Here is a 25353-nt window from a genome sequence, read left to right on the forward strand (position 1 = left end):
AATTAATAAAAGCCAACCGCAGATTCCACCTTACAACATCTCTGTAAAAATGGTCTGCCATTTTCGACAATAATGGTCCTTATTGAGGAGGTGGTTTATGCGTAACAGACAAAAAGGCGTCTGGCAGATGAGCCTGGCGATGTTGATTTCCGGTTCGATTGGCGCGTTCGTTTTGCTCTCAGGATTACCGGTCACAGAAGTGGTTTTCTGGCGATGCCTGATCGGCGCACTCACCCTGTTTATCTTTATTCGGACAAGTAAACAGCCCTTTAGTCCCTTGACGAAAATGACGCTGGCATTGGCCATTGCGGGCGGTATTGCCCTGGTCGTCAACTGGTTATTGCTGTTCGCCGCCTATAGCCGTATTTCGATTGGCCTGTCGACAGTGGTCTACAATACGCAGCCGTTCATGCTGGTTTTAATGGGGATGGCGTTGGGCGAGCGGGTCAGTCTGGTCAAATGGGGTTGGCTTTTACTCGCCTTTGGCGGGGTGGTGATTCTGCTGTCCGGTGAGCTTACCTCCGGACATCCCGCCCAATGGTTTATGGGTATCGTGCTGGCCCTGAGTGCCGCTTTTTGCTATGCGCTGACCGCGATCATCACCCGCAAACTTACCGGGATCGCTCCGCAGCACATTGCCTTTATCCAGGTCTTAACCGGGGTCATTCTCCTGTTACCACTGGCCAACATACCCACGTTTTCCACTGACTTTCCGTGGTTGATTTTGCTTACGCTTGGGATTGTCCACACCGGCGTAATGTACCAGTTGCTCTATAGCGCGATTCAGAAACTGCCGACGCCCATTACGGGTTCGCTCTCCTTTATATACCCGGTCGTCGCGATTGTGGTCGATAAACTCATCTTTGACCATACGCTCAACGCCACTCAGCTGGCGGGCGGTGTATTGATCCTGTTTGCCGCCGCAGGTAACAACCTGGGCTGGGGTGAAAAAAAACCCCGCGACTGCGGGGTTGAAATCAAAATGCGCAGCTAGCGGCGCACGCGGACAATCTGATACTTGCGCGTCAGATATTCAACGGGCGCGCTCCAGATATGTACCAGCCGCGAGAATGGGAACAACACAAACAGTGTCATCCCCAGTACCAGATGCATACGATAGATGAATGCCACCCCATCAAGATGTGCAGAGGCTCCGCCGTGGAACGTCACCACGGCCTGCGCCCAGCCCACCAGTTTCATCATTTCGCTGCCATCCATATGTTGCGCGGAGAAGGGAATCGTCAGCAGCCCCAACGCACACTGCACCATCAGCAAGGCCATGATCAGAATATCGGCGGCCGTAGAGGTCGCACGAATACGTGGATTGAACAACCGACGTTTCAGCAGCATGATCCCGCCCACCAGGCACATCACGCCGCTGGCGCCGCCGCCAATCATCGCCATTTTTTGTTTCACTTCGATGGGCAGGAAGGATTCGTACATCCAGTGCGGTGTCAGCATCCCCAGGAAGTGCCCGGCGAAGATGCCGATGATCCCCAGATGGAACAGGTTCGACCAAATCACCATCCCTTTGCGGTCCAGCATCTGACTGGAACCTGCCCGCCAACTGTACTGGCCGTAGTCATAACGCAGCCAGCTTCCTACCAGAAACACCGTCCCGGCAATGTACGGGTACATATCAAAGAAGAACATATTCAGGAAGTGCATTATTGCTGTCCTCCGGTTGTGATATTCAGGTACTGCGGTGCGACAGCGCCCGCAAAGCGACGTTGATGCGCAGTGATGTCAGATTCGCCGCACCCCTGTTCGGCAAAGAATTTCACCTGCTCTTCTTCCCAGACGGCGTCCAGCGCCTGCGGGGTATCATCACGCGCTTCATCCGCGATTTTTTCGGCCACTTTTTGTTGATCGATAGCAGTATTCGCCAGGTCGATCAGCGGCGTAAACAGCATCGCGTAGTGACTTTCCCGCTGTTGCAGACGTGCGCTCAGCAGCGCCAGGATTGGCGCAATGTCCTGCAATCCGCCCAACGCCTCTGCCGGCGGCAATTGCGCCAGATATTCCAGATACAGCGGCAGGTGGTCCGGCAACTCACGGCTATCGAGTTCAAGGCCCTGCCGGGCATATTGCGCCAGCAGATCGACCATCGCCTTTCCACGGTCGCGGGACTCGCCGTGAACATGCTCGAACAGGAGCAATGAGGTGGCGCGCCCCCGATCAAACAGTTCGCTGTAGTTTGCCTGGGCGTCCAGCAGATCCTGTGAGGTCAACTGCTGCAGAAAATCGATAACGCCTTGCGACTGAGACGGCGTGAAGTGCGTTGATGATTGCAGCGCCTCCATCAACTCCTGCTGATGCTGCCACAGGGCAGCATCCGGGTATTCCAGCAGGCGGGAAATAACGACCAGCTCAATCATGGGTGCGGCTCCGTTTTGACTGAAACATCAATGGCATCGATGCGGCGGCTGTTGAACAGGTTGAATTTACTGTCCGAACCGTGGCAGCCATCACCAAAAGTAAAGCCACAACCGCTCTTCTCAGGAAACGCTTCACGCGCCAGTTCGCGATGGCTACTCGGGACCACAAAACGATCTTCGTAGTTGGCGATAGCCAGGTAACGATACATCTCCTGCGCCTGCGCCTCGGTCAGACCTACCTCTTCCAGCGCACGGGTATCGATTTTGCCGTCCACGGTTTCCGCACGTTTGAAGTGACGCATTGCCAGCATCCGTTTCAGGGCCAGCAGTACCGGCGCGGTATCGCCTGCGGTCAGCAGGTTTGCCAGGTACTGAACCGGGATGCGCAGACTGTCCACATCCGGCAGAATGCCATTGCTACCCAGTTCACCTGCGTCAGCCGCAGACTGAATCGGTGACAGCGGCGGCACGTACCAGACCATCGGCAGCGTGCGGTATTCCGGATGCAGCGGCAGCGCCAGTTTCCAGTCCATCGCCATTTTGTACACCGGCGACTGCTGGGCGGCGTCAATAACACTCAGTGGGATGCCATCTTTGATCGCCTGCTCAATTACTTTCGGATCGTTCGGGTCAAGGAACACATCCAGCTGGCGCTGATAAAGGTCTTTCTCGTTTTCTGTGCTTGCCGCCTGCTCAATGGCATCCGCGTCATACAGCAGCACGCCGAGATAGCGGATACGGCCCACACAGGTTTCGGAGCAAACCGTTGGCTGACCCGCTTCGATACGCGGATAACAGAAAATGCACTTCTCGGATTTGCCGCTCTTCCAGTTGAAGTAGATTTTCTTGTACGGGCAGCCGGTGATGCACATACGCCAGCCACGGCATTTATCCTGATCGATCAGCACAATGCCGTCTTCTTCACGTTTGTAAATCGCACCGCTCGGACAGGTCGCCACACAGGCCGGGTTAAGGCAGTGTTCGCACAGGCGCGGCAGATACATCATGAACGTGTTTTCAAACTGGCCGTACATCGCCTTCTGCATGTTCTCGAAGTTTTTATCTTTCGACAGCTTCTCGAACTCACCGCCCAGGTCATCTTCCCAGTTTGGCCCACGGGTGATTTTATCCATCCGTTGGCCGGTAATCAGCGAGCGCGGGCGGGCGATAGGCTGATGTTTGCTATCAGCCGGTGCGGTATGCAGCGTCTGGTAGTCGTAATCAAACGGCTCATAATAATCGTCGATGCCCGGCAGATGCGGGTTGGCAAAGATTTTCCCCAGCAGCATCGGGCGGTTACCCATCCTCGGCTGCAGCTTGCCATTTACTTTACGGATCCAGCCGCCCTTCCATTTTTCCTGATCTTCCCAGTTATTCGGGAAACCGACGCCTGGCTTACTTTCTACGTTGTTAAACCACGCGTACTCCATCCCTTCGCGGCTGGTCCAGACATTTTTACAGGTGACGGAACAGGTATGACAGCCGATGCACTTATCGAGATTCAGCACCATGCCGACTTGTGACCGAATTTTCATTTTACGCTCTCCTGTACCTGGTCATTGCCTTCACCATCCAGCCAGTTAATGTTCTTCATCTTACGTACCACCACAAACTCATCGCGGTTGGAGCCAACCGTTCCGTAGTAGTTAAAGCCCCAGGACAGCTGTGCATAGCCGCCGATCATGTGGGTTGGCTTCGGCGTAATTCGGGTTACCGAGTTATGGATACCGCCGCGCTGGCCAGTGATTTCTGAACCCGGAATATTCACGATGCGTTCCTGAGCGTGGTACATCATGGTCATCCCGGCCGGCACGCGCTGGCTGACCACAGCACGGGCGGTCAGCGCCCCGTTGCTGTTAAAGACTTCAATCCAGTCGTTGTCTTCAATACCCAGCTCTTTGGCATCCGTTTCGCTCATCCAGACAATCGGGCCGCCGCGGCCTAAGGTCAGCATCAACAGGTTGTCGCTGTAAGTGGAGTGAATTCCCCATTTCTGGTGCGGCGTCAGGAAGTTGAGCGCTTTTTCCGGGTTACCGTTGGACTTCTCGCCTATGACCTCTTTCACTGAACGGGTGTCAATGGGCGGGCGATAGACCAGCAGGCTTTCACCGAAATCACGCATCCACTGATGGTCCTGATACAGCTGCTGACGACCGGAAAGGGTGCGCCATGGAATGAGCTCATGAACGTTGGTATAACCCGCGTTATACGAGACATGCTCATCTTCAAGGCCAGACCAGGTCGGGCTGGAGATAATTTTCCGTGGTTGCGCCTGGATATCGCGGAAGCGGATTTTTTCCTCTTCTTTGTTTGTCGCCAGGTGCGTGTGATCGCGACCGGTAAATTCACTGAGCGCTGCCCAGGCTTTTACCGCCACGTGACCGTTGGTCTCCGGCGCCAGCGTCAGGATCATCTCTGCGGCATCAATCGCCGTGTTAAGCATCGGCTGACCTTTCGCCGGGCCGTCTGCTTTGGTGTAGTTGAGCTTACGCAGCAGGTCCATTTCGCTCTGGGTATTCCAGGCAATGCCTTTACCGCCGTTGCCGATTTTCTCCATCAACGGGCCGATAGACGTAAAGCGTTCGTAAGTCGCCGGATAATCACGTTCTACCGGAATCAGGTGCGGTGCAGTTTTACCCGGGATCAGGTCGCATTCGCCTTTTTTCCAGTCTTTCACGTCCAGCGGCTGTGCCAGTTCAGCGGCAGAGTCATGGAGAATTGGCAAGGTCACCAAATCGGTCTCTTTACCGAGATGGCCCACGCAGACTTCGGAGAATTTTTTGGCGATCGCTTTATAAATCTCCCAGTCGCTTTTTGACTCCCAGGCTGGATCAACGGCCGCAGACAGCGGATGAATAAACGGATGCATATCCGAGGTATTCATATCGTCTTTCTCATACCAGGTCGCCGTCGGCAGCACGATATCGGAATAGAGACAGGTACTGGACAAACGGAAGTCCAGGGTGACCACCAGATCCAGCTTGCCGTCAAGCCCGTTATCTTTCCATTCCACCTCTTCCGGCTTCACGCCGCCCTGCTTGCCGAGATCTTTGCCCTGAATACCGTTTTCCGTGCCCAGCAGGTATTTCAGCATGTACTCGTGGCCTTTACCGGAGGAGCCCAGCAGATTTGAACGCCAGATAAAGAGGTTACGCGGATGGTTTTTGCCGTTTTCCGGCTGCTCCGCCGCAAAATGCATGGAGCCCTCTTTCAGGGATTTCACGGTGTAATCCACCGCCGACATACCTGCTTTTTTCGCCTCTTCGGCAATACGCAACGGGTTTGTACCGAGTTGCGGTGCCGATGGCAACCACCCCATACGCTCGGCGCGGACGTTGAAATCGATAAGGCTACCGGTGTAGCGGGATTTATCCGCCAATGGAGACAAAAACTCCTGCGCGGTGACGGTCTCATAACGCCACTGGCTGGAGTGGTTATAGAAGTAAGAGGTACTGTTCATGTGACGTGCCGGACGCTGCCAGTCAAGGGCAAACGCCAGCGGCTGCCAGCCGGTTTGCGGGCGCAATTTTTCCTGGCCAACGTAGTGTGCCCAGCCGCCGCCGCTCTGACCAACACAGCCGCAGAAGATCAGCATGTTGATGATCCCGCGATAGTTCATATCGAGGTGATACCAGTGGTTCATCCCGGCGCCGATGATGATCATCGAGCGGCCATGTGTCTTATTGGCGTTATCAGCAAATTCACGGGCGGTGCGAATGATACTGGCACGGGGTACGCCGGTGATTTTTTCAGCCCAGGCCGGGGTATAAGCTTTGATATCGTTGTAGCTTGTGGCGGAGTTTTCATCATTCAGGCCGCGCTCCAGGCCATAGTTCGCCAGAGTCAGGTCGTAAACCGTCGTCACCAGTACGCTGCTGCCATCGGCCAGTTGCAGACGTTTAACCGGCAGTTTATGCAGCAGAACGTTTTCCAGCTCAACCTTGCTAAAGTGTGCCGTGCTCTCGCCGCCAAAATAGGGGAAGCCAACGTCAGCAATCTCATCCTGATGCCCCAGCAAGCTCAGTTGCAGCTCTGTCTCAACGCCAGTAGTGCCGTCACGTTGTTCCAGGTTCCATTTGCCCTTCTCACCCCAGCGGAAACCGATCGAACCGTTCGGCGCCACCATTTCGCCGTTATCAGCGAACGCCACGGTTTTCCATTGCGGGTTATTCTCCTGTCCCAGCGCATCCACCAGATCCGAAGCACGCAGCATACGGCCTGCGGCGTAATATCCTTCACGCGGCTCAAGCATCACCAGCATGGGCATGTCGGTATAACGACGCACATAATCGGTAAAGTACTGGCTCGGGTTATCCAGATGGAACTCGCGCAGCATCACGTGGCCCATCGCCAGCGCCATTGCCGCATCGGTGCCCTGCTTCGGCGCCAGCCACAGGTCGCACAGCTTGGCAATTTCAGCATAGTCCGGGGTTACCGCAACGGTCTTGGTGCCTTTGTAACGAACTTCGGTAAAAAAGTGGGCGTCCGGGGTGCGGGTCTGCGGTACGTTAGAACCCCAGGCGATGATATAACTGGAGTTATACCAGTCAGCAGACTCCGGTACGTCGGTCTGCTCACCCCAGGTCTGCGGCGAGGCTGGCGGCAGGTCACAGTACCAGTCGTAAAAGCTCAGGCAGGTACCGCCGATCAGCGATAGATAGCGCGCGCCGGACGCATAGGAGACCATCGACATCGCCGGGATCGGCGAGAAGCCCGCGACGCGGTCAGGGCCGTAGGTTTTCACGGTATAAACGTTGGACGCTGCAATCAGCTCATTCACTTCCTGCCAGGAGGAGCGAACAAAACCGCCACGTCCGCGCGCCTGTTTAAAGCTTTTGGCTTTCTCAGCATCTTCAATGATCGAGGCCCAGGCATTTACCGGGTCCGGGTGCTGCACTTTCGCTTCGCGCCACATTTTCATCAGGCGTTTGCGCATCAGCGGATACTTCAGACGGTTCGCACTGTAAAGGTACCAGGAGTAGCTGGCGCCGCGTGGGCAGCCGCGTGGCTCATGGTTAGGCATGTCCGGGCGAGTGCGTGGGTAGTCTGTCTGCTGGGTTTCCCAGGTGACGAGACCATTTTTGACGTAGATTTTCCAGCTGCAAGACCCGGTGCAGTTTACACCGTGAGTAGAACGCACGATCTTATCGTGCTGCCAGCGTTGGCGGTATCCATCCTCCCAGTCCCGGTTTGTTTCGAGAAGCTGGCCGTGCCCATCGGCAAAGGTTTCGCCCTTCTGTTTGAAGTAGCGAAATCGGTCCAGGAATTTACTCATCGGGTTTCTCCTGTATGGAGCCTGACGGCTCTCTGATAAATCGACATTGCGCAAATTAGGGGTTACAGCATGTGCGGCGAAAGTAACGCTCTGAAAGGCGGGAAGAATTGATGGCGATCAAGCTGCAACAGCTTCATAACGGGCGCGAAATTACTCTCTACCTCTAAAAGGGTAGAATATTTTCCACTTTAATTAACTGATAAATAAAGAAATTACCAAGCTGAAATAACGAAGAGCGGGAAAAATTACGCTAAGCAGGTATTAAGGAGTATATCCCCCCTAAAGACGAGGTTTTTCGCCATGGTAAGTAAACCCCTCCTAAAGTATGTTGTAACTAATAGAGTTAAAAAAAAGCGCGGGCCAGGCCCGCGCAAGGATAATCAACATTTACTTAGTTTTTATTAGAATTCCGTCCGTAGATAGCCCAGGTGATCACCACACAGGCGATATAAAACACCAGGAACACTTTCATCGCGCCCGCCGGGGAGCCGGTGAGTGCCAGTGACGTACCGAAGGCTTTCGGAATAAAGAAGCCGCCAATAGCGCCAATCGCTGAAATAAAGCCCAGCGCAGCAGCCGTTTCGGTTGCCGCCTCACGCAATGCTGCGGTTTCACTGCCGCCAGCAGTTTTCACCCGTTCGAGCGTCATCTTACGGAAATTGACTGAGATCATCTGGAAGGTGGAACCACTGCCCAACCCGGCCGTCAGGAATAGCATCAGGAATACGCCAAAGAAGGCGATAAAGTTGCCACCTGTACCATTGGTTGGCAGCGTCAGGAACAGCAAGGCGCTAAAAATAGCCATCAGGATGAAGTTCACCAGCGTCACACGTGTCCCCCCCAGGCGATCCGACAGCGCCCCACCAGCAGAACGGGCGAGCGCGCCGATGAGTGGCCCAAAGAAGGCATAATGCATGATGACCACGTCCGGGAACTGGGTCTTTGACAACATAGCGAAACCGGCTGAAAAACCGATAAACGAACCAAAGGTTGCCAGATAGAGAAAGCTCATGATCCACATGTGCTTACGCTTTAACACCGGCAGTTGCGCCTTCAGCGACGCTTTCGAGGCGGTCAGTTCATTCATGCCAAACCAGGCGGCCAGGGTAAAGACCGCCAGCAACGGCACCCATACCCATGCGGCATTCGCCAGGAAAATCATGCTGCCATCTGGTTGGGCAACACCCGTTGCGCCAAATACGGCAAACATAGAAAACGAAATCGCCAGCGGTGCCAGAAGCTGCATCACGCTCACGCCCAGATTGCCGAAGCCGCCGTTAATCCCTAACGCGCTCCCCTGTTTCTCTTTTGGAAAGAAGAAGCTGATGTTCGCCATGCTGGAAGCAAAGTTCGCCCCCGCAAAACCACACAACAGCGCGATGATAATGAATGTACTGAAGGGGGTTGAGGTATCTTCAACCGCAAAGCCCAGCCAGACACAAGGAATGATCAATATCCCGGTACTGAACGCTGTCCAGCGGCGGCCACCGAATACCGGGACCATAAAAGAGTACGGTACGCGCAGCAGTGCGCCCGAAACGGACGGCAAGGCAGTCAGCATAAAAAGTTGGTCAGTCGAAAATTGAAAACCGACTTTGTTCAGGTTTACGGCAACAGCACTAAACAACATCCATACACAGAACGCCAGCAACAGACACGGGACCGAAATCCACAGGTTACGACTGGCGACGCCGTGGCCCTGGCGTTGCCAGAAAAGCGGATCGTCCGGACGCCAGTCGCTAATAACTCGGCCTGACGCCGTTTGGGGGGTAGAAGAGTGACTCATAGACACCTCTGGTTATTGATTTGACGAGGCCACATTAGTTTTTACAGCGCAAGGTAAGTTGATATAAATCAAAGGAAAAGTCTGCGTAACGATGAGCAAAAAACAACCATGCTCATTAGTGAGTAGATCCCTTTTCTTAAAAAAGTGTGGTTTTTCACCACCCTGTCGCATTGTGAAAAAGACCCACTCCTTTTATGGATACAGGCAACGATAAAGGGGTACTTCTTTGTAGGTATGGGTATACCTCAGGGTATGACGGACAATGTCGGCCATTCTCTGTTTCTGCGCGCCGGAGCCTTGCCCTCTATGCTTAAACGCCTCTTTACCCCGCTCTCACTGGTTAACCAGGTCGCGTTGACAATGCTGCTGTCCACGGTTATCGGCGTGGCGGGTATGGCGGTTTCCGGCTGGCTGGTGCTTGGTGTTCAGGGCAGCGCCCACGCCATCAATAAAGCGGGTTCACTGCGAATGCAAAGTTATCGTCTGCTGGCAAGCGTGCCGCTGCGCCCGGCAGATGATGTTTTACTCAAAGAGATGGAGCAGACGGCATTCAGTGCTGAATTGGCCGATGTCGCCGAACGTGACGGACAGCAACAGCAGTTACAGGCGTTACAGCATTTCTGGCGCAACGACGTTGCACCGGCCCTTAAGCAGGCTCAGGAACCTCAGGCTGTCAGCGATAAGATTGCTATTTATGTTAATCGGATCGATACACTGGTTACCGCCTTCGATCACAGCACTGAACAGCGCATGGCGCGCGTCGTCATTCTGCATCGGGTGATGGCCATCTTGTTGGGCTTACTGCTGCTCTTCACCGTCGTCTGGCTTCGTGCCCGCCTGCTCCAGCCCTGGGAACAACTGCTGAAAATGGCCCAGGCGGTCAGTCAACGTAACTTTACCCGACGGGCGCAAATCAGCGGACGCAATGAGATGGCGACCCTTGGCACAGCGCTGAATAACATGTCGGAAGAGCTGGCGGAAAGTTACGCCGTCCTTGAACAGCGCGTTCAGGAAAAAACCGCCGGACTTGAACAAAAAAACCAGATTCTCTCTTTCCTGTGGCAGGCCAACCATCGTCTGCATTCGCGCATTCCCCTGTGCGAACGGTTGTCACCGGTACTTCACGGCCTGCAAAAACTGACGCTGCTGCATGATCTTGAACTGCGTGTTTACGATAAGGAAGATGAGAAAAATCATCAGGAGTTCACCTGCCATTCGGATATCACCTGTGATGATAGAGGGTGTCATTTATGTCCGCGCGGCATGCCTTCTGCTCCCGCTGGCGGCAGTTCAACCCTGAAATGGCGGCTGGCGGACAACCATACGCAATACGGTTTGCTGCTGGCGCAACTCCCCAACGGCAGGCATCTTAGCCATGATCAGCAACAGCTGGTCGATACCCTTGTTGAGCAGTTAACCGCGACTCTGGCGCTGGATCGTCACCAGGAGCATCTACAGCAGATGATGGTGATGGAAGAGCGTGCCACCATCGCCCGGGAGCTGCATGACTCCATCGCTCAGTCGCTCTCGTGTATGAAGATGCAGGTCAGCTGTTTGCAGATGCAGGGTGGCAGCCTGTCCGAGAGCAGCCAGCAATTGCTGGGGCAAATACGTACCGAACTTAATACTTCATGGGCACAGTTGCGCGAGCTGCTGACGACATTCCGCTTACAATTAACTGAGCCCGGACTGCGTCCGGCACTGGAATCGAGTTGTCAGGAATACAGCGCGCGCTTTGGTTTCCAGGTCCGGCTGGATTATCAACTCCCTGCGCGTCTCGTGCCTTCGCACCAGGCGATTCATTTATTGCAGATTGCCCGCGAAGCATTAAGCAATTCGCTAAAACATTCTGGCGCGACTGAGGTTATCGTCTCGGTCGTTCAACAGGAAAAACGAGTAATATTGCAGGTTCGTGATAACGGCTGCGGCGTGCCGGAAAACGCAGCGCGGACCAACCATTATGGCTTGATTATCATGCGCGACCGTGCGCAAAGCTTACGTGGCGATTGCCAGGTTCGACGGCGTGAGTCCGGCGGTACCGATGTGACCGTGACGTTTATTCCCGAAAATCTTCTCTCATCTGTACAAGGAGATAACTATGACTAACCAGGAACCGGCCACCATTTTGCTCATCGATGATCACCCGATGTTGCGTACCGGCGTCAAGCAACTTATCAGCATGTCGCCTGAAATCACCGTTGTCGGCGAAGCCAGCAATGGCGAACAGGGCATCGAGCTGGCAGAGGATCTGGACCCGGACCTGATTCTGTTAGATCTGAATATGCCAGGGATGAACGGCCTTGAAACGCTGGATAAGCTGCGTGAGAAAACGCTGTCTGGTCGCGTGGTGGTATTCAGCGTATCGAATCACGAAGAAGATGTTGTCACTGCCCTTAAACGCGGCGCCGATGGTTATCTGCTCAAAGATATGGAGCCGGAGGATTTACTCAAAGCCCTCCAGCAGGCTGCGGCGGGTGAGATGGTGCTGAGCGATGCATTAACCCCCGTGCTCGCTGCCAGCTTGCGCGCTAACCGTGCAACCTCAGACCGCGACATAAGCCAGTTAACGCCGCGCGAGCGCGACATTCTCAAGCTCATCGCGCAAGGTCTGCCCAATAAGATGATCGCCCGTCGTCTGGATATCACCGAAAGCACGGTTAAAGTGCACGTGAAACATATGCTGAAAAAAATGCGCCTTAAATCGCGCGTGGAAGCTGCGGTCTGGGTCCATCAGGAGCGCATTTTTTAATTTTCAGGCGCCATCAGGTCCCAGCGCGGTGCGACATCGGACGTGTCAACCAGCGGTGGCGTCAGTGTCAGTACAATCTCATTGGACGAGACGCGCTGACCCTTTTCATCTTCGGCAATCACCGACAGATGCCACTCGTGAGTCGCCCCTTCGCTGCTATCCCATTTCGGCATAATAATCGACCAGCCTTCCGTACTACTGGAACGCGCGGGCGGCGTGAGGCTAAGTTGCCGGGTATCCCCCTGCCAGTGTAATTCACGTATTCCATGCGTACTGCGAATATCCAGCTTGAGAGCCACCGTTTCGCCTGGCTGCAAATCCCAGGGCGGTGTGGCGAGAAAGACCGAAAGCGTCTTACGCTGGCGATATTCAAAGACCGGAAGCGTATCACGTACCGGATTATCATAACGGCTGCCACGCAAAGACGCCTCTTCGCCCAATTGACTGGCGGAAAGTTGTTTCCAGAGGGGAACGCCAAAACGATAATTCAGTTTTAAGCCTAAATCATTCTGGCTTTCACCGTTTTCCCCCTGTTTATGGTGCGCCGACAGCGTAACCAGAGGGACAGGGGTGTAATCCAGCCCCACTTTTACCGCCAGGGGGTTACGATACCCGGTGCCGGAATCGAATAAATCCACGCTCTCACCAAAGTATTGTTCCACACTGATGCTGGTATCAAGCTGCTGCCAGAAGGGTAAACGCGCCTGAGCGGTAATGTCATAGCCGCGTGCCATACGCTGCTCAAGCGTCGCCGAGCGATATGTCCAGTCAGAGAGAGGCTGATAAAAATTGGCGGAAAAACGCAGCGACTGCCCCCACACTTCTGCTCCCAGCCCGGTACGGGCAAGGTTTTCATCCAGCAGATTGTCATAGAAGGTGTTATACCCCAGCAGCCAGTCACCGGAAATCCAGCGCTGCCCGATACCCACGTTACCAACCAAACCGTCGTCCTGTTGTGTCAGGCCAAGCTGACTCCAGCTAAGGTAGCGGGAAGTATCCTGCAACGGGACAAACCAGTCACCATGGCTACCCGTGAAGCCCCCGTCGTCATCGACCACGACATCTATCGTCGCTCTGCCCCAGGGCGACAACCAGGATTCCACCTGCTGGTTTACCTCATCGCTCACGACATCGCGCAACTGACCAAAGGCGAACTGGCGCGCCTGCGCCCCGGTATCCAGCCCATTATCAGTCATGCTGGCTTCGCCAAAGGCTTTAGCCATTTCAGCAAGGTGTTTTTCGCTATTGCCTTTGTCCGGAGTCATACCGAGATCGGGCAATGTATCGCCATCATTATCAAACGGATGTTGAGCCTGTTGAACATACCAGGACTGCGCAGAGGTCTGTAAATCACTGACAGCGCTTCCCGCCAGCGGCAAGAATAAGAGCAGTAATGGGGAAGAGGAAAACCATTGCATCACGTTTGTAGGGGGTCGCTCCGGGCCTGAAATGATCGCCAGTCGTTCAGGTTAGCGGCTTTGGCCGTCAATTTCAGCTTTTGTGGAAATTTCAGGAAAATCCTTAATCCATCCCGCTTCGTCGGACTACAGTTAACTGAATGCTGATAACTGAGAAAAAACCAATGACTCACACACTACGATGGGCCATGTGCAGTTCCATTTTGTTGTATGCCGTGTCGGCCAGCGCCACCGACATTTTCCAGCTGCAATCCCCGGCCTTCGGTGATAACGCACTGATGGAGAAAAAATACGCGGGTAATGCCAGCAGTAATCCTAACTGCACAGGCGAGAATATTTCCCCGGCGCTGGTGTGGAACAATCCACCTGCGAAAACGCAAAGTTTCGCCCTGGTGGTGCATGACCCGGAAGGCGCGATGGGCCTTGGCGTTACCCACCTGGTGGCCTATAACATTCCTCCGTCCGGCACCGGTTTCGCCGAAAACGATCTGCGTGATGCTAAAGGCTATACCGGCGGTAAAAATACCCCCGGTACCCTGCAGTGGTATGGCCCTTGCCCGCCACCAGGTAGTGGCGCACACCACTACACCTTTACGCTGATTGCCACCAGCCTCGCACCGGATCTCCCTAAAGGATTAACCCGGGACGAACTGTTTGCCAAACTCAAAGGCCACACCCTGGGTGCGGCAGGGCTAATTGGCCGCTTCGGACAGTAGCGCTTTTAATTCCGGCAGACAGGATCCGCAGTTCGTGCCGCAGCGCAGGGCGTTTCCCAGCGCTGCGGTACTGTCGCACCCAGTAGCAATAGCAGCACGAATCGCATTTTCCCCAATACTGTAACAGCTACAGACCGTGCGCCCATGCGAAGGTGAGCTGGCCGCTGCCCGACCTGCCAGAAGGTTATGTCGCGCTTGCGCCGTTGCGGGCGCGGTGATAAACGCCTGCACAATGATGTCATGCGCGATAGCAGGAAGGCGCGTGTCACTCCACCACCCCAGCATCAATTGTCCCTTGTGCCATGCCAGCAGATTTCTCACCGTACCGGCGCTGGCACTCTGCGTCTGCCATCCTTGCGTCTGACACCAGGCCGTCAGCCATGGTACTGCATCGCTATTACCCGCGAGCGTAAAATGCAAAGCGCTTTCCGTCGCTTTGCGCACCCAGTAGAGATCCGCGGGGAGATCCGGCATTTCGCGCGCATAGAGTTCACCCTGCCAGCCTGGCTGCCAGGCGGTTATGCGCACCGCCGTTTGTTTACTTTCCGGCTGCCCGGAATGCGGGTCGCACACCGGGGCCACCAGCGCGTTAACCTTCCCCTGACGCGCAAAGCAATGGTTCCAGTGCATCGGCGTAAACAGTTCCCCTTGCCGCTGACCGGGCTGAATACGCACCCGCGCCACCATAACGCCACGGGTTGAGCTAAGATGCACAAGATCTCCTTCACCCAGCGCAAAACGATCCGCATCAGCCGGGCAAATATCGATAACGGGTTCGGCAATATGCTGCATCAAGCGCGCAACGGTGCCGGTGCGGGTCATCGTATGCCACTGGTCGCGGATCCGCCCGGTATTAAGCAAGAGCGGATAGCGCGACGTCGGCTGAGCTACTGCGCGTACTGGCGATACCGGTACGGTGCGTAAACGCCCGGTAGGCCGCCAGCCGCGTTGTAACGCCGCCGGGGCCACCGTCCACTGGTAGGGTTCCAGCTTGTCCCACTGCTCGCGCGTTAACCCGGCCAGTTCACTGATATCAAACGCCCGCGTACCGTTGTTTTCAAAACCGGAGAGCGCCGCATGTTCTGAAAACACCTCATGGGCATGCTGCCAGCCAAACGCATCGCCAAAACCCAGACGTCGGGCGACCTGGGCGATAATCCACCAGTCGGCTTTCGCCTCACCCGGCGGCGGTAAAAATGCCCGCTGACGGGAAATACGTCGTTCGGAATTGGTCACCGTGCCGTTTTTCTCCCCCCAGGCCAGCGCCGGAAAGCGGATATGGGCGTAGCGGCTGGTATCGGTTTCGGCAACCACCTCAGAGACAATCACCAGCGGACAGGACGCCAGTGCGGTGCATACGGCATGGCTGTCCGGCAGTGAGACTGCGGGATTGGTACCCATTATCCACACCGCTTTCACTTCACCGCGACCGATGGCCTCAAACAGCTCCACGGCCATCAGTCCCGGCGTTTGTGCCAGCCTCTCCGTCTGCCAGAAGCGAGCCAGTCTGGCAATATCCGCCGCCTCAAAATTCATATGCGCCGCCAGTTGGGTTGCCAGGCCGCCGACTTCACGCCCGCCCATGGCATTTGGTTGTCCGGTCAGCGAAAACGGCCCACAGCCCGGACGGGCAAATTTACCGCTGGCCAGATGCACATTAATGATGGCATTACACTTATCGCTGCCACTTGCTGACTGGTTAATTCCCATCGTGAACAGCGTCATCGCCCGCGGCGCGGTAATAAACCAGTCATAAAACGTTGTGACAACGTCACGAGGTAGCGCACAAAATGTCGCTACAGCCTCCGGCGTCCACTCACGTGCGGCAATCAGCGCCGCCTCGCCCTCATCAAAATCACAAAGGGAATGATTTCCCGTCGCGATCATATTTAACAGGCCGACAAACAGCCCGGCGTCACTCCCCGGCGCAAGCGGCAGATGGAGATCGGCAATCGCGCAGGTGGCGGTAACGCGCGGGTCGATGACCACCACTTTCAGCGTCGGGTTATCCTGCTTTGCCTGCACTATTCGCTGGTAGAGCACCGGATGGGTCCAGGCGGCATTCGACCCCACCAGTACCAGCAGGTCACTTTTTTCAATATCTTCATAGCTGCACGGCACGACATCTGCGCCAAACGCCCGCTTGTAGCCCGTGACGGCAGAGGACATGCACAGCCGTGAATTGGTATCGATATTTGCCGCGCCGATAAAGCCTTTCATCAGCTTGTTGGCAGCATAATAGTCCTCGGTAAGCAGTTGTCCGGAGGCGTAAAACGCGACTGCCTGCGGACCAAATTCCCGGATAATGGCATTCAGGCGTTCCCCGGCAGCATCCAGCGCCGTCTGCCAGCTTACCGTCTGCTCATCCACCTGCGGGGCCAGAAGCCGTCCCGCTAATCCGGTAGTTTCCCCCAGCGCCGCCCCTTTCACGCACAGTCGACCGGCGTTAGCCGGGTGCGCGCGGTCACCCGCCACGCTGACCCCGTCGTCAGTGATAGTCGCCACCACGCCACAGCCCACACCACAGTATGGGCAGGTCGTGCGGGTATTCATGATGCCTCCGCGCGCATCAACAGGACCTGATTGCCGACCCACACTTTGCCGCCTTCCACTTTGACCGGCCAGGCGCGGACCGCCGGTTCACCACTTTCCGCATAGCAGCCGTCACGCAGGCGGATACGCTGCTTGTAGAGCGGCGAAATCACCAGCGGCTCACCGTTAGTGTCGCCCAGGATCCCGCGCGACAGGACCTGAGCGTTGCTGCCCGGTTCCTGGTTATCAAGGGCATAAATGGCTTCGCCAAAGCGGAACAGCGCAATTTGCCGCTCGCCCAGACGCGCGCCGATTCCCGCCTGTTCAGGAATCGCGGCGATGTCGCAGATAATCTGCCATGGCCGCCACGGCAACTGCCCCTCTGGCTGTTCCGCTGCCACAGCGAGCTGCGGCTGGTCACGAACAACCTCACGGTGAACGGTTTCATCCGGCGCGTCGCTGTTAACAAACGAGCGGAACAGCGCCAGCCGATCGGGATCGTTCAGCGTGGTCTGCCACTCGCACTGATAGCTGTCCACCACCCGCGCCATCTCGTCTTCCAGTTCACCCGCAATCCCCAGGCTGTCGTTCAAAATGACCTCACGCAGATAATCGATGCCACCTTCCAGGTTATCCAGCCAGGTACTGGTGCGCTGCAGACGGTCGGCCGTGCGGATGTAGAACATCAGAAAGCGGTCCACGGTGCGTATCAGCGTGGCTTCGTCCAGGTCGCTGGCAAACAGATCCGCATGGCGCGGTTTCATGCCGCCATTGCCGCACACATAGAGATTCCAGCCTTTCTCGGTGGCAATCACCCCCACATCTTTGCCCTGCGCTTCCGCACACTCACGGGTGCAACCGGATACCGCCATTTTGATCTTATGCGGCGCGCGCAGCCCCTTGTAGCGATGCTCCAGGGTGACCGCCAGCCCGGTAGAATCATGCACGCCATAGCGACACCAGGTCGAACCGACACAGGATTTCACCGTACGCAGCGACTTGCCGTAGGCATGCCCGGTTTCAAAGCCGGCATCCACCAATTCCTGCCAGATGGCCGGAAGCTGCTCCAGACGCGCACCAAAGAGGTCGATACGCTGGCCGCCGGTGACTTTGCTGTAAAGCTGATAGCGTTTGGCTATCTGCCCGATGGCAATCAGGCCATCCGGCGTCACCTCTCCGGCAGGCATACGCGGCACAATGGAATAGGTGCCGTCTTTCTGGATGTTGGCGAAATATCGGTCATTGGTATCCTGTAGCGGCAGGTGCGCCGGTTTGAGCAGATATTCATTCCAGCAGGAGGCCAGAATCGACCCGACCAGCGGCTTACATACTTCGCAGCCCTGCCCGTGACCATAACGGCCGATCAACTGCGCGAAAGTGCGAATATGATTGACGCGCACCAGATGATGGATCTCCTGGCGCGAGTACGGGAAGTGTTCGCAGATATCTTTTTTCACTTCCACACCCTGCGACGCCAGTTGGTGTTCCATGACCTGTTTGACCAGCGCGCTGCAACCGCCACAGCCGGTGGCCGCTTTGGTACAGCTTTTAATGGCCCCCATGTCGGTGGCCCCCGCACTGACCGCCTGGCAAATATCGCCCTTGCTGACGTTATGGCAGGAACAAATCTGCGCGCTGTCCGGCAATGCCGCCACGCCGAGCGCTTTGGGTGCGCTACCTGCAAGCGCAGGCAGAATCAGGCTTTCCGGTTGCGCTGGCAGCGCCAGCCCGTTGAGCATGGTTTGCAGCAGCGTCGCATAGTCGCTGGCTTCTCCTACCAGCACACCGCCGAGTAGCTGTTTGCCGTCTTCGCTGACCACGATTTTTTTATAGACTTGCGCCGGGCCATCGGTCCACTGATAACTCAGGCATCCTGGCGTGCGTCCATGGGCATCACCAAACGATGCCACGTCAACACCAAGCAATTTGAGTTTTGTGCTCATGTCCGCGCCGGTAAAGGCCGTCGCTTCGCCGCTGAGATGAGCGGCCACCACACGCGCCATCTGATATCCTGGCGCCACCAGACCATAGACTTTGCCTTCCCACACTGCGCATTCGCCGATGGCGAAGATGTTTTCATCCGAGGTCTGGCATTGTTCATTAATGCTGATCCCGCCGCGTTCCCCCAGGCACAACGCCCCGCTGCGGGCAAGCGCATCCTGCGGGCGAATACCGGCGGAAAAGACCACCATGTCGGTCGTCAGACTCTCACCATCGGCAAAGTTGAGTGTGAGTGTGTTGTCATTCGCCACAATTTCCCGGGTCGCCTTGCTGGTATGAACCTGCACTCCCAGCGCGGTGATTTTCTTACGTAGCATGGCGCCGCCCTGTTCATCGAGCTGAACGGCCATCAGCGCCGGGGCAAATTCCACCACGTGGGTTTCCAGCCCCAGCTGTTTTAATGCATTCGCCGCTTCGAGACCCAGCAGCCCGCCGCCAATCACGACACCGCGGGTGGCGCTTTTCGCGCGAGCGGCAATCTCGTCCAGGTCATCCAGGGTACGATAGACAAAACAGCCGCTGGCATCATGCCCCGGCACCGGCGGCACAAACGGGTATGAACCGGTCGCCAGCACCAGTTTGTCCCAACGCGTTTCATGCCCCAGCGCATCCCGCACCACCTGCACTGTGCGGTCGATAGCGGTAATGGTCTGATTGAGACGCAGCTCAATACCGTACCGGTCAAAAAAATCCCCTTCGACCATTGAGAGTGACTGCGCGCTGCGCCCGGCAAAGTACTCCGATAAATGCACACGATCGTAGGCGGCATACTGCTCCGCGCCGAATACCACGATGTGATAGGTCTCATGCAGGTTGCGGCTCACGCACTGTTCTAGAAAATGGTGGCCGACCATACCGTGTCCGACCACAACCAGAGTAGGTTTTGTCATCTTTGGGATCCCGGCAGCCGCTGGCTGCGCTGTAAAGCTGTCGAAAAGCCAGTCCGCCTGCGGCGGTTCCGGCGTATGTAATCGTTCGGCGAGAGGGGCCGCGCTGGTGCAATCACCCAGCAGCAGTGCGCCGCACAATCTGTTTTCCCGTATCACCAGGCGACGGTAATGACCGCTGAGCGGATCGAAGGTGGTCCAGATATCGTCACCCTCGCGCCCCTGAACGTCCCCGGCACTGAACAGGTCGATGCCTGTCACTTTCAGTCGCAGCCCACCCTCCTGCCACTGAAAATCCGCCTCAGGCGTACCGAGCAGACGTGCTGCCAGAATGTCCGCCTGCTGTAAACAAGGGGCCACCAGCCCCCAGGTTTGCCCGGCGATTTCACAGCATTCACCGATGGCGCTTACCCCGGCGATCGCGCTGCGTAACTGCCCGTCCACGACGATTCCGCGCGCACAGGGAATACCACTGACCTCGGCAAGGGCTTTCGCCGGGCGAACCCCGGCGGTCATCACCACGCGGCCTGCCGACAAAACGCGTCCGTTGGTCAGCGTGACGCTCTCGGGGGTAATGTGGCTGATGCTGGCAGACAGTTCGCAGTCAATACCGCGACCGCGCAGATTCGCTGCCAGCAGTCCTCCGGCCTGGGCGTCAAGCTGTTGTTCCATCAACCATTCGCCCCGGTTAACCAGCGTGACGTTGTCACCATGACGGCGTAGCGCCGCAGCCGCCTCAACCCCCAGCACGCCACCGCCGAGAACAACAACCGGCCCGTCGCCTGCCAGAATGGCCTCCACATCGCTGATACGACGAAAGCCATGGACATGCGGTAAATCATGCCCCGGTACGTGCGGGATAAAGGGCGTCGACCCGGTAGCAAACACCAGCTCATCCCAGTCCAGCTCGCGTTGGGTGGTGATGACCCGGCGCGCCTGCACATCAACCTGGGTCACGGTTTCCCCCGTCAGCACCCTGATGCCGCGCGCCTTGTACCAGTGGGCGTCGTGCAGAATGGTGTCGCGGAACGTTTTCTCTGCCCCCAGCACCGGTGATAGCTGGATGCGGTTATAGGCATGTCCCGGCTCGTCGCCAATCATCGTGATGGCATAGCGGTCGGGGGTCGATTCGCTGAGTTTTTCGACAAGGCGGGTAGCCGCCATGCCGTTGCCAATGATTAACAGTCGCAGGGTCATTTCACTCACCTCAGGCCGCCTTCGGCTGTTTTTCATAGAGGAAATGGAGGATCTGCTGGCGCAGATGGTGATAACGGCTGTCTTCTGCCAGCTGTACCCGGTTACGCGGACGCGGCAGATTAACGTCAAGGATTTCTCCGACGGTCGCCGCCGGGCCGTTGGTCATCATCAGCACCCGGTCAGAGAGCAACACCGCCTCATCCACATCATGGGTAATCAGTACGATGGTGGTGTTAAGCGATTGCTGGATCTGCATGACCGCATCCTGCAGGTGCGCGCGGGTTAATGCATCAAGGGCGCCAAACGGCTCATCCATCAGCAGTACTCTGGGTTTCATCGCCAGCGCACGGGCGATACCGACACGTTGTTTCATCCCACCGGAGATCTCCCCCGGACGTTTATGCAGCGCGTGGCCCATTTGTACGCGCTCCAGATTGTGCTCAATCCACTCGCGACGTTCCGCTTTGTGCATGGTGCGACGGAACACCTGATCCACCGCCAGCGCCACGTTGTCAAAACAGGTCAGCCACGGCAATAAAGAGTGGTTCTGGAACACGACTGCGCGTTCGGGTCCTGGCCCGGCGATTTCCCGGTTATCACACAGCAAACCGCCTTCGGTGGGGAGCGTGATACCGGCAATCAGGTTAAGTAAGGTCGATTTCCCACAGCCTGAATGGCCAATCAGGCTGACCGTTTCCCCTTCATGAATATCGAAAGAGACATTTTGCAACGCCACAAACTCGCCGCCAGCAGTGGAAAAACGCTGGCTCACCGCCTGCACCTGAATAATCGGTTTTTGACTCATCTTATTTCTCCTGCCAGCTAAAACGACGTGCTATCAGCATCAGCCCCTGCTCAAGCAGCAGACCAACGACACCAATGATGACAATGGCGATTAAAATGTTTTCCACATTGAGGTTGTTCCATTCGTTCCAGATCCAGAAACCGATCCCCAGACCGCCGGTGAGCATTTCGGCCGCGACAATCACCAGCCAGGCGATGCCGATCGATAAACGGACGCCAGTGAGCACGGCGGGCAATACCGCCGGGAACAAAATTCGGCGCATAACCGTCCATTCGGATAATTGCAGAACGCGGGCCACGTTGAGGTAATCTTGCGGAATGCGGCGCACCCCTTCCGCGGTGTTAATAACCATCGGCCAGATAGAACAGATGAAAATGGTCCAGCTTGATGCCGGTTCCGCTTTCTGGAAAAGCAGCAGACCAATCGGCAGCCAGGCCAACGGGCTAACCGGGCGCAGCAGCGCAATCAGCGGGTTAAACATCCGCGCCAGAAAGATAAAGCGGCCAATCATAAAACCGAGCGGGATCCCCACCAGCGCGGCCAGACCAAACCCGATGGCGACGCGTTGCAATGACGCCAGTACATTCCAGCCGATCCCCATGTCATTAGGCCCATCCTGATAGAACGGGTCAGCAAATAATGTCATTGCCGAATCCAGCGTGCTGAGCGGCGTCGGAAAGCCTTTGCTGTTGATGGCCGCCAGTTCCCAGGCGATAAGCAGCAGCCCAAGCCCCAGCAGCGCGGGAACCACACGTTCGGCTACCGCGCGCGTTTTGCGCGACAGGGCCGGCTTGCGGGTGCGGACTTTCACCGGTGGCAGCGTAATCACTTCACCTGGCGAAGACGGTGGTATAACGCGCTGTGTATTCTGTTGATGTTTCATATCAGGCCCCTGTTCGTTGAATGTCGAAGTGTCTGGCGTAGCGCTCCGGGTCGGTACCGTCCCAGCGAGTGCCATCCATCAGCGTGCTGGTTCGCATGGTCTGTGCTGGCGGCGTAATTCCCCCGATAGCCGTGGCGGCGTCTTTCCAGATATCGATACGGTTAATGCGGCTGGCGATGGCGGCATAATCCGGGGCGCTTTTCAGCAGGCCCCAGCGGCGGAACTGGGTTAAAAACCACATGCCGTCGGAGTGCCACGGGTAGCTCACCTGGCCCTCATTGAAGAAGCGGATAGCGTGCGCGTCCTGCCACCGTTTGCCCGCACCGTTGTCGTATTCACCGAGCATGCGCCCGGTCAGATACTGCTCTTTGGTGTTGAGCCACGCCCGACGCGAAAGAATGCGTGCGGTTTCACGGCGATTATCATCGGATGCGTCAATCCAGCGAGCCGCTTCCATCACCGCACAGACCAGCGCACGGGCGGTATGCGGGTTTTGTTCGACCCATGCGCGGCGTGTGCCAAGGATTTTTTCCGGGTGATCCGGCCACACGGACTGGCTGGTCGCGGCGGTAAATCCGATGCGATCATTAATGGCGCGGGCGTTCCACGGCTCACCGACGCAAAAACCGACCATATTGCCGATCCGCATGTTCATCACCATTTGCGGCGGCGGCACGACTACCGTACGGATATCGGTAAAGGGGTTGATGCCCGCACTCGCCAGCCAGTAGTAGAGCCACATGGCATGGGTCCCGGTCGGGAAGGTATGGGCAAAGGTGTAGGTCCCGGGTGCGCTCTGCCCAATCATTTTTTTCAGGCTTTCACCCTCGGTGATGCCTTTACCCTGCAAATCTGTCGAGAGGGTAATACCCTGGCCGTTCTGGTTGAGCGTCATCAGGTTAGCCATCGACTGAGTTTTCCCGGCGATACCAAGCTCCAGGCCATACAGCAAACCATAAAGCACATGCGCGGCGTCCAGTTCGCCAGAGACCAGTTTGTCGCGCACTGCCGCCCAACTGGCCTCTTTGGTGGGCACCAGGGTAATGCCGTATTTCTTATCGAACCCTTTCAGGGCCGCAATGACCAGTGGCGCGCAATCGGTCAGCGGAATAAACCCGACGCGAACGGTGGTCTGTTCCGGTTTATCGGAACCCGCCGCCCACGCCGCCTGCATCAGGCCGGGCATCAGCATCGCGCCGCCCAGTGCTGCCCCTGCCTGTAGAAAACGCCTGCGCGTTAATGAAACCGATGAATCGCCCATATCCACTCCCGAAGCAAAAAAAAAGCGCCCGTTGATGCTTTCGCACCAATGGACGCCTTTATCCGAAGGGTCAGTGAACCGCCGTTGGTTCCCCGCCACTCTTGTTGTCACTTACACTCGATAACAATGCAACCCGCATGCCAGGTCACAAGCCGCTGTTTTTCTCACTTTTCAGCCGTTTTGTCGTTTTTTTCGCACTGCGCATGTGCAAGAAATGCCCGCCCAATGTGCAACTACTCCTTAGGTGTTAGAGGCCATAACGCGCGCACCGTAAGTAGCGCGCGGGCGATTTCAACCATGCGCTGATTCTTGTCCATGGCCATTTTACGCAGACATTGCCAGGCCTGCTCTTCGCTCATATTCTGGTGATTCATCAGGATGTTTTTCGCTTTATCAATCAGCGTACGTTCCTCCAGTGAGTCCTGTAAGGACGCCAGTTGCGCACTGAGCTGCTCCAGTTCACGGGCCTGCTGGCGCACCAGAGGTAAGAGTTGTCTATCGAGCCGCCCGGAAAGGCGATCGTCCGCCGTATCATCAATCCAGGTATTGAGATTGACGTCGTCTTCTTCCAGCATGGCCGCCGTCGTATGCATCAGTTCATTGATCAGCACCTCTTCCAGTGCCCGCAGATGCTCCAGCCGCTGGGTTTGCAGCGCAAACCAGCGTAGCGCCCCTTCTCCGCCATCTGCAGGCGGCACGCGGGTGCAGGCCTGGCGACGAAGCTGTTCAATCTCCAGCCCGGCGGTGCATTCGCGGGCAAATATCGCACTGACATCAGGCGCCGCGAGCGACAGAAAGGCTTCAAAACAGGGTTGCTGCCCGTCAATCCGGTCCACCAGCGACTGGCGCAGCGCATCGCTAAACGCCGCCTGGGTAAACCCAATCGCCCCCAGCGCACGCTCTTGCCCCACCAGCTCTTTTCCCTGCATAAAGCTGTAGAGCGCCACCAGATGTTTAACGATTCTGGGATCATCAACACTGTCGTTAAGCTGCGGGATAATACTCAACAGATGGCTAATGGTGCGGCTGAATTGCGCCATCGCCTGCTCTGCCGTAATACGCTGGGTTTTTATTTGTTCACGTAATTGCGGAAGTTGTTCCAGACACCCGACAGCGGCTGCAATACGGTGGCATAATGCGCTACTGGCGAGTGGCCTGAGCATGGCAAGCAAAGGTAAAAACGGGGTGATGTTCTCATCGGCAAGCGCGCTGCTGGCACGACATTCCAGCGCATAAAGTTGCCCTTTTGAACATAGCCAGATATTCGATGCTCCGCGCTCGCACTGCAGCATATGGGTCAGATGGCTGATTTTTCCCGCCAGCACGCCAAGCTGCGCAAGCTGGTGAAGCTGCTGTTTCTGGACCTGACGCGCGTAGCGAAACCAGTCGGTGGCGTCGGGTGTCGCATCAGTATAATTATTCATGCTTACTCTCCGTGGCTGTCTGCTGGGGAGTAATAAGCAAT

At 56.4% G+C, this 25353-nt stretch carries 16 protein-coding genes; 4 read left to right on the forward strand and 12 right to left on the reverse strand.

Annotation, left to right across the window (positions count from 1 at the left end; all coding sequences use genetic code 11):
- The first annotated feature begins 97 nt into the window (after positions 1-97).
- Entirely contained in the window at positions 98-994 is an 897-nt protein-coding gene (locus AB182_RS13345) for a DMT family transporter (RefSeq protein WP_047370528.1), read from the forward strand.
- Here the strand turns inward: AB182_RS13345 and narI are convergent.
- The 5 genes from narI to AB182_RS13370 form a co-directional block, all read right to left on the reverse strand.
- Positions 991-1668: a respiratory nitrate reductase subunit gamma gene (gene narI, locus AB182_RS13350; protein ID WP_047370529.1), complete on the reverse strand. Its 678-nt coding sequence runs from the start codon at positions 1666-1668 to the stop codon at positions 991-993. The genes AB182_RS13345 and narI overlap by 4 nt on opposite strands.
- Positions 1668-2378, reverse strand: coding sequence for a nitrate reductase molybdenum cofactor assembly chaperone (gene narJ / locus AB182_RS13355; RefSeq protein ID WP_047370530.1), 711 nt, complete (start codon positions 2376-2378; stop codon positions 1668-1670). The genes narI and narJ overlap by 1 nt, the downstream gene beginning before the upstream one ends.
- Positions 2375-3913 (reverse strand): nitrate reductase subunit beta, encoded by a 1539-nt coding sequence (gene narH, locus AB182_RS13360; protein WP_047370531.1) that lies wholly within the window; start codon positions 3911-3913, stop codon positions 2375-2377. The genes narJ and narH overlap by 4 nt, the downstream gene beginning before the upstream one ends.
- Positions 3910-7653, reverse strand: a complete 3744-nt coding sequence (locus tag AB182_RS13365; RefSeq protein ID WP_047370532.1) for a nitrate reductase subunit alpha — start codon at positions 7651-7653, stop codon at positions 3910-3912. The genes narH and AB182_RS13365 overlap by 4 nt, the downstream gene beginning before the upstream one ends.
- Positions 7654-8044: 391 nt before the next feature.
- The gene (locus AB182_RS13370) at positions 8045-9439 is read right to left on the reverse strand and encodes a NarK family nitrate/nitrite MFS transporter (protein WP_047370533.1); all 1395 of its coding nucleotides are present in this window, start codon (positions 9437-9439) and stop codon (positions 8045-8047) included.
- A gap of 306 nt (positions 9440-9745) precedes the next feature.
- Here AB182_RS13370 and narX point away from each other — a divergent pair, with 306 nt between their 5' ends.
- The gene (gene narX, locus AB182_RS13375) at positions 9746-11545 is read left to right on the forward strand and encodes a nitrate/nitrite two-component system sensor histidine kinase NarX (protein WP_047373285.1); all 1800 of its coding nucleotides are present in this window, start codon (positions 9746-9748) and stop codon (positions 11543-11545) included.
- Positions 11538-12188 carry a two-component system response regulator NarL gene (narL, locus tag AB182_RS13380; RefSeq protein ID WP_039079179.1) on the forward strand — a complete coding sequence of 217 codons (651 nt, stop codon included), beginning with the start codon at positions 11538-11540 and terminating at the stop codon, positions 12186-12188. Before narX ends, narL begins: the two co-directional genes overlap by 8 nt.
- Here the strand turns inward: narL and AB182_RS13385 are convergent.
- A complete protein-coding gene (locus AB182_RS13385) occupies positions 12185-13606 on the reverse strand; it encodes a YchO/YchP family invasin (RefSeq protein ID WP_047370534.1) in 1422 nt (473 codons plus the stop codon). The genes narL and AB182_RS13385 overlap by 4 nt on opposite strands.
- A gap of 164 nt (positions 13607-13770) precedes the next feature.
- Here AB182_RS13385 and AB182_RS13390 point away from each other — a divergent pair, with 164 nt between their 5' ends.
- Positions 13771-14322, forward strand: a complete 552-nt coding sequence (locus tag AB182_RS13390; protein WP_047370535.1) for a YbhB/YbcL family Raf kinase inhibitor-like protein — start codon at positions 13771-13773, stop codon at positions 14320-14322.
- On the opposite strand, the gene AB182_RS13395 is transcribed toward AB182_RS13390, so the two are convergent.
- The 6 genes from AB182_RS13395 to nasR form a co-directional block, all read right to left on the reverse strand.
- Positions 14299-16878 carry a nitrate reductase gene (locus tag AB182_RS13395; RefSeq protein WP_120785451.1) on the reverse strand — a complete coding sequence of 860 codons (2580 nt, stop codon included), beginning with the start codon at positions 16876-16878 and terminating at the stop codon, positions 14299-14301. The two genes, AB182_RS13390 and AB182_RS13395, sit on opposite strands and share 24 nt — an antisense overlap.
- Positions 16872-20939: a nitrite reductase large subunit NirB gene (gene nirB, locus AB182_RS13400; RefSeq protein WP_082137125.1), complete on the reverse strand. Its 4068-nt coding sequence runs from the start codon at positions 20937-20939 to the stop codon at positions 16872-16874. The genes AB182_RS13395 and nirB overlap by 7 nt, the downstream gene beginning before the upstream one ends.
- A 10-nt stretch (positions 20940-20949) precedes the next feature.
- Positions 20950-21744, reverse strand: a complete 795-nt coding sequence (locus tag AB182_RS13405; RefSeq protein ID WP_047370537.1) for an ABC transporter ATP-binding protein — start codon at positions 21742-21744, stop codon at positions 20950-20952.
- 1 nt (position 21745) lies between these two features.
- A complete protein-coding gene (ntrB, locus tag AB182_RS13410; RefSeq protein ID WP_047370538.1) occupies positions 21746-22627 on the reverse strand; it encodes a nitrate ABC transporter permease in 882 nt (293 codons plus the stop codon).
- 1 nt (position 22628) lies between these two features.
- Positions 22629-23888 (reverse strand): CmpA/NrtA family ABC transporter substrate-binding protein, encoded by a 1260-nt coding sequence (locus AB182_RS13415; RefSeq protein ID WP_047370539.1) that lies wholly within the window; start codon positions 23886-23888, stop codon positions 22629-22631.
- A 233-nt stretch (positions 23889-24121) separates the two neighbouring features.
- A complete protein-coding gene (nasR, locus tag AB182_RS13420) occupies positions 24122-25312 on the reverse strand; it encodes a nitrate regulatory protein NasR (protein ID WP_047370540.1) in 1191 nt (396 codons plus the stop codon).
- Positions 25313-25353: the final 41 nt, after the last annotated feature.

It is taken from the genome of Phytobacter ursingii (assembly GCF_001022135.1).
Classification (GTDB): domain Bacteria; phylum Pseudomonadota; class Gammaproteobacteria; order Enterobacterales; family Enterobacteriaceae; genus Phytobacter; species Phytobacter ursingii.

Bases quoted from the DNA above. Each gene is read 5' to 3' on its own strand.
- narH (WP_047370531.1), bottom strand. From the start codon at position 3,913: ATGAAAATTCGGTCACAAGTCGGCATGGTGCTGAATCTCGATAAGTGC.
- AB182_RS13345 (WP_047370528.1), top strand. From the start codon at position 98: ATGCGTAACAGACAAAAAGGCGTCTGGCAGATGAGCCTGGCGATGTTG.
- narL (WP_039079179.1), top strand. From the start codon at position 11,538: ATGACTAACCAGGAACCGGCCACCATTTTGCTCATCGATGATCACCCG.
- AB182_RS13370 (WP_047370533.1), bottom strand. From the start codon at position 9,439: ATGAGTCACTCTTCTACCCCCCAAACGGCGTCAGGCCGAGTTATTAGC.
- narI (WP_047370529.1), bottom strand. From the start codon at position 1,668: ATGCACTTCCTGAATATGTTCTTCTTTGATATGTACCCGTACATTGCC.
- AB182_RS13390 (WP_047370535.1), top strand. From the start codon at position 13,771: ATGACTCACACACTACGATGGGCCATGTGCAGTTCCATTTTGTTGTAT.
- AB182_RS13415 (WP_047370539.1), bottom strand. From the start codon at position 23,888: ATGGGCGATTCATCGGTTTCATTAACGCGCAGGCGTTTTCTACAGGCA.
- narJ (WP_047370530.1), bottom strand. From the start codon at position 2,378: ATGATTGAGCTGGTCGTTATTTCCCGCCTGCTGGAATACCCGGATGCT.
- nirB (WP_082137125.1), bottom strand. From the start codon at position 20,939: ATGACCCTGCGACTGTTAATCATTGGCAACGGCATGGCGGCTACCCGC.
- AB182_RS13385 (WP_047370534.1), bottom strand. From the start codon at position 13,606: ATGCAATGGTTTTCCTCTTCCCCATTACTGCTCTTATTCTTGCCGCTG.
- AB182_RS13405 (WP_047370537.1), bottom strand. From the start codon at position 21,744: ATGAGTCAAAAACCGATTATTCAGGTGCAGGCGGTGAGCCAGCGTTTT.
- ntrB (WP_047370538.1), bottom strand. From the start codon at position 22,627: ATGAAACATCAACAGAATACACAGCGCGTTATACCACCGTCTTCGCCA.
- nasR (WP_047370540.1), bottom strand. From the start codon at position 25,312: ATGAATAATTATACTGATGCGACACCCGACGCCACCGACTGGTTTCGC.
- narX (WP_047373285.1), top strand. From the start codon at position 9,746: ATGCTTAAACGCCTCTTTACCCCGCTCTCACTGGTTAACCAGGTCGCG.
- AB182_RS13365 (WP_047370532.1), bottom strand. From the start codon at position 7,653: ATGAGTAAATTCCTGGACCGATTTCGCTACTTCAAACAGAAGGGCGAA.